Below are 5,013 nucleotides of genomic sequence, written 5' to 3'. Positions count from 1 at the left end.
GGCCTGGTGAAAAGCCATTTATCCGTATCAAAAAGCTAACTAAGAAATTTGGCGATTTCATCGCCGTTGATGACGTCAGCCTTGATGTATTTCGCAGCGAATTATTTTGCCTATTGGGTGGTTCTGGTAGTGGAAAATCCACGCTGCTTCGAATGCTGGCAGGGTTTGAAACCCCAACTTCAGGCACAATTGAAATCGACGGCCAAGATATGGCCGGAATTCCCTCGCACGAACGACCAACAAACATGATGTTCCAATCTTATGCGTTGTTCCCACATATGAGTGTGGAGCAGAACATCGCTTATGGGTTGAAACGCGACGGCGTGGCTAAGTCCGAAATAGCTGACCAGGTTGCTGACATGCTTGGTTTGGTCCAAATGAGCAATTTTGGCAAGCGCAAGCCCGATCAACTTTCTGGTGGGCAACGCCAAAGGGTGGCGCTGGCACGTTCGTTGATTAAACGGCCCAAACTGCTGTTACTTGATGAACCCTTGGGCGCGCTCGACAAAAAACTGCGTGAAGAAACGCAGTTTGAACTAATCAAAATACAAGAAAGCTTGGGCATCACTTTTATGGTGGTTACCCACGATCAAGAAGAGGCGATGACGCTTGCCACTCGCATTGGCGTCATGAACTATGGTGAAATCGTCCAGGTGGGCGAACCTCCCGAGATTTACGAATACCCAAACACGAGATTTGTTGCCGATTTCATCGGCTCAGTGAATATGTTTGAAGGGCGCGTGAAGGAAGACGACAAAGACTTTGTGCGCATAGAGTCTCAAGAGGCAGGTACAGAGATTTTTGTGGGGCACGGCGTTAGTTGTTCACCTGACCAAAAACTCTGGTTTGCCATTCGCCCTGAGAAACTCATTTTGAATCGAAAACGACCTGACGGCGATTCCAACATCCTTAAAGGTATGGTGGAAGACGTTGCCTACATGGGCAATCTGAGTGTGTTCCGCATCAAGCTTGATAGTGGAAAGGTTGTGAAAGCAACACAATCCAATCGTGTTCGCAGAGATGATGAAGCAATTTCTTGGGATGAAGAAGTCTATCTCACCTGGGACGAAACGGCTGGGGTGGTGCTCCAATCATGACAGAATCGATCGTCAACTCAAAACCGTTTCAGTGGACTGCTAGGTTTCTTGCCCGATTTGGCTTGAGTGGAAAAGGACTGGTGATTGCAGTCCCAACGCTTTGGTTGCTCGTATTCTTTCTGATTCCGTTCATCGTTGTTCTAAAAATCTCCTTCGCCGAGGCGATGATTGCGCGCCCCCCATATTCCAAACTCGTTCAAGGCACTGAATCAGGTTTTGCGCTGAATTTCAGCTTTCTTAGCTATCAGTATTTGGTTGAAGATGGTTTGTACCTCGCGGCCTATGGGTCTTCGTTGCGCATCGCATTCTTTTCAACCATTTTTGCGCTGTTGGTTGGATACCCGATGGCATATTTCATTGCGCGATCAAGTGGACGGTGGCGCAACATCTTGTTGATGTTGGTAATTATGCCATTTTGGACGTCTTTTTTGCTTCGTGTCTATGCATGGATTGGCATCCTGAAGGGCAATGGATACATCAACAATCTTCTGATGAGCATTGGCATCATCAATGAGCCATTGGTAATGATGCAAACAGATTTCGCTGTCTATATCGGCATTGTTTACACCTATTTGCCCTTTATGATTTTGCCGCTTTACGCCAACCTGGTGAAGCTGGATGGGTCATTGCTTGAGGCCTCAAGCGACCTCGGCGCAAGGCCGTTCACCACTTTCTTAACAGTGACATTGCCATTGTCTCTCCCGGGGATGTTGGCAGGCTGTATGCTTGTTTTCATTCCCGTCGTTGGTGAGTTTGTAATTCCCGCTCTGCTCGGTGGGCCTGACACAAATATGATCGGGCGTGTGCTCTGGGATGAGTTTTTCCGGAATCGCGATTGGCCGACCGCCTCAGCTGTCGCCATCATCATGCTGTTGGTGTTGGTGTTGCCGATTATGCTTTTGCAAAAAGCTCAAGACGGCCAAAACCGATCAGAAACGCTGTAGGAGTTGTTATGACAAAGAGATTCAGGTTCTTACCCATCGCAACGTTCTTGGGATTTGCGTTTCTTTACATCCCCATCATTGTTCTTGTGGTGTTTAGTTTCAACAAATCAAAACTGGTAACGGTTTGGGGGGGCTTTTCAACACACTGGTATGGTGAGCTGTTGCAGGACCCCCAAATATTGGGCGCCGCCTGGATCAGCCTTCGCATCGCCTTTATCAGTGCGTCCTTGGCACTGGTGCTTGGCACACTTGCGGCATTTGTGCTGACACGGCTGGGACGGTTCTGGTTCAAGCCAATGCTCAGCGGGATGACAGCCGCGCCGTTGGTTATGCCCGAAGTGATTACCGGTTTGTCCCTGTTGCTTTTATTTGTTGCAATGGAATCAATGTTTGGATGGCCGGCAGGACGCGGTTTTACGACAATTGTTATCGCCCATACGACGTTTTGCTTGGCCTATGTAGCCGTTGTTGTGCAATCAAGGTTGAGCGATATTGACGAGTCGATTGAAGAAGCGGCGAGGGACCTTGGTGCCAAGCCCGTGCGCGTTTTCTTTGATATCACCCTGCCCACAATCGCCCCAGCATTGATGTCCGGTTGGCTTTTGTCTTTCACCCTATCGTTGGACGATTTGGTGATCGCCAGCTTTGTGTCGGGTCCGGGGGCATCGACCTTGCCGATGGTGATTTTTTCCAAAGTCCGCTTGGGCGTTAGCCCTGAAATCAATGCGTTGGCCAGCTTAATGATTGGTGTGGTCGCACTTGGCGTGGGACTTGCCGCCTGGCAACTGCTCAAATCGCCAAGAACGAAGCCTGTGGAGTGAGCGTGAAACTTAAACGGTGATCTAAGAACACAAGTGGTGCGTAAACCTCAACAGAAAAGGGGAGCGCCATGCAAAGTTTGGGTCAGAGTTTTAATGCGTTAGTCATAGGGGCAACCGGTGGGATTGGTGGAGCATTCCTTGAACAATTGGAAGCACACGGCAATTGCCAATATGTTACCCGTTTGGATCGAGCGAGTTTCGAAGGCTTTGATCTGAGGACTGAGCCCTCAATTATTGAAGCGAGCAACCACTTTCAAAACGAAGGGGCGTTGTTTGACCTGATAATAGACGCCACTGGTGCGCTTGAAATCGACGGCAAAAGACCCGAGCGCGCCTTTGCCGAAATTGATCCTGCAAACATGGCCGCGCATTTTGCGATCAACGCCATTGGAACAGCGCTAATCATTAAACACTTCGCGCCATTGATGCGCCCGGGCGAACGATCGGTCTTTGCAACGCTCGGCGCTAGAGTTGGTTCAATTGAAGACAATAAACTTGGTGGTTGGGTGAGTTATAGGGCCGCAAAAGCAGCTAAGAATCAAATTGTACGTACCGCATCAATCGAAATACAACGGAAACAGAAACAGCACATTTGTGTCGCACTGCACCCCGGCACAGTGGCTACGCGACTATCTGAAAACTACAACACGCCAAGCGAAAAATTCACGCCACTTATAGCCGCGAAGAAACTGCTGAGCGTCATTGATGGATTGGTACCAAATGACAGCGGATATCAGTTCGCCTATGACGGCAGCCGAGTGCAAAGTTAAGTCAGCAATTTCAGAGAGTTGTTTTTGGCTCCTCAGGCAAGACTCGAACTTGCGACAAATCGGTTAACAGCCGATTGCTCTACCAACTGAGCTACTGAGGATCACCAAACATTCCTGATGATCAGGTGAGACGGGGTTTAACTGTTTTGAACGGGCTTGCCAAGACCTTTTTTGCCATTTTTTCAAACTTTTTTGTTTGTATCGACCAAATTAGGTGGTTCGGGCACTTAGTTTAATTAAGTCGCTAATTTTGTTGACGTTCTTGAATGGATTTTCAGGGTGTGACGACAAAAAATCAATGTAACCAACTTCCAGTTTATCCAAATATCCTCGAACCGAGTTGTTTCGCGCGCCCGACCTTGTTGCTCCAATTCTTGATGCAGCTCCGCAGCGCCACAAACTGCAAGTGGGGTATTCCTGATCACCATACCGGGCCACCACCACATCACTGATTTGCATGAGGGGCACGGCCTGTTGAACAAAATCGCTCGGGAAAAGCGGGCTATCAATCGGAACAATCAGCAAATAGTCGTTCTGATCTTTTGCGCCCAAACTCTTTGCCCATTCATAACCAGCGTAGATACCGCCCAGCGGGCCAATCTGTGGATCAAATTTGTCGGTTAATCGCGCAACATTTTCAGGCAGTGACGAACGCTCACTATCTGGTGCAAAAGTAATGCTCAAGAAATCAGATTGCGGAAAAATCTGATTGTAGACGAGGGTGGCAAGGTTTGTATTTCCCAGCTTTAGCTGGGCTTTGTCGACGCCGCCCAATCGCACGCCACCACCACCTGCAAGCATTACGCCGAATATCGCCATGGCTGAACCTTAGAAACCCTATATGATAGTTGCCATTTCTTAGGTTATTTTCGCGAAGGGCACCAGTGCAACCTTTAAGCGCCCCGAAGCTGTTTTTAAGCTACTAATTCGACGCGAGCGGAATCAAGCAGGATCGAATTGAACGTCTCATGCGCATCAAGATTGACCAAGTGACCCGCGCCGTCAATTTTGTGCAGCGTTGCGTTTGGTATGAGTTCTGCAAACTGTTCAGCTTGTTGGGCTGTTCTATTAAAAAACTCGCCCACAACAACGTCGGTCTGCACGGGTATTTTCGGCAGCTGTTTTTTGCCGTTCCAATCAAGCGCCGCGAGCATTATATCGCGCGCCAAAACGGGTTCTGCAGTCGGAGGTAAAACAGAATCCAAATACAAATTCGATTCGATTGAGTGCTTTCCGTGTAGATCCAGAATGTGCTTGCGCAGCCGTTCCCAAGGCGTCGAACGCAATATGACTTTAGCCAACTGCAAGGACAGCGTATCGAGCAAGCCATCGCCAGAGCAATAGTTGGTTTCGACCAAAACCAAACGAGCAACAAGGTCAG

At 48.7% G+C, this 5,013-nt stretch carries 6 protein-coding genes and 1 tRNA gene; 4 read left to right on the top strand and 3 right to left on the bottom strand.

Going from position 1 to position 5,013, the window contains the following annotated elements; genetic code table 11:
* The 4 genes from Q0231_RS15150 to Q0231_RS15135 all read left to right on the top strand — a co-directional run.
* Window positions 1–1,097 (top strand): polyamine ABC transporter ATP-binding protein (locus Q0231_RS15150; protein ID WP_299348791.1); only part of this gene is annotated, 1,097 nt, incomplete at its 5' end.
* The gene (locus Q0231_RS15145; protein ID WP_269394311.1) at window positions 1,094–2,041 is read left to right on the top strand and encodes an ABC transporter permease subunit; all 948 of its coding nucleotides are present in this window, start codon (window positions 1,094–1,096) and stop codon (window positions 2,039–2,041) included. The genes Q0231_RS15150 and Q0231_RS15145, both read left to right, overlap by 4 nt.
* An 8-nt stretch (window positions 2,042–2,049) precedes the next feature.
* The gene (locus Q0231_RS15140) at window positions 2,050–2,862 is read left to right on the top strand and encodes an ABC transporter permease subunit (protein ID WP_269394310.1); all 813 of its coding nucleotides are present in this window, start codon (window positions 2,050–2,052) and stop codon (window positions 2,860–2,862) included.
* Window positions 2,863–2,930: 68 nt separating this feature from the next.
* The gene (locus Q0231_RS15135; protein WP_299348787.1) at window positions 2,931–3,632 is read left to right on the top strand and encodes an SDR family NAD(P)-dependent oxidoreductase; all 702 of its coding nucleotides are present in this window, start codon (window positions 2,931–2,933) and stop codon (window positions 3,630–3,632) included.
* Between the two features lie 25 nt (window positions 3,633–3,657).
* On the opposite strand, the gene Q0231_RS15130 is transcribed toward Q0231_RS15135, so the two are convergent.
* From Q0231_RS15130 to Q0231_RS15120, 3 genes are all read right to left on the bottom strand, one after another.
* Window positions 3,658–3,733, bottom strand: a tRNA-Asn gene (locus Q0231_RS15130).
* 109 nt (window positions 3,734–3,842) lie between these two features.
* Window positions 3,843–4,451 carry an NTP transferase domain-containing protein gene (locus Q0231_RS15125; RefSeq protein ID WP_299348785.1) on the bottom strand — a complete coding sequence of 203 codons (609 nt, stop codon included), beginning with the start codon at window positions 4,449–4,451 and terminating at the stop codon, window positions 3,843–3,845.
* Between the two features lie 95 nt (window positions 4,452–4,546).
* On the bottom strand, window positions 4,547–5,013 hold a 467-nt coding region (locus Q0231_RS15120; RefSeq protein WP_299348783.1), incomplete at its 5' end, for an alpha/beta hydrolase.

Origin of the sequence: uncultured Maritalea sp. (assembly GCF_937139385.1) — a bacterium.
Lineage (GTDB): Bacteria > Pseudomonadota > Alphaproteobacteria > Rhizobiales > Devosiaceae > Maritalea > Maritalea porphyrae_A.
The sequence above is the reverse complement of the archived record's forward strand: the minus strand, read 5'-3'. Positions and strand labels throughout refer to the sequence as shown.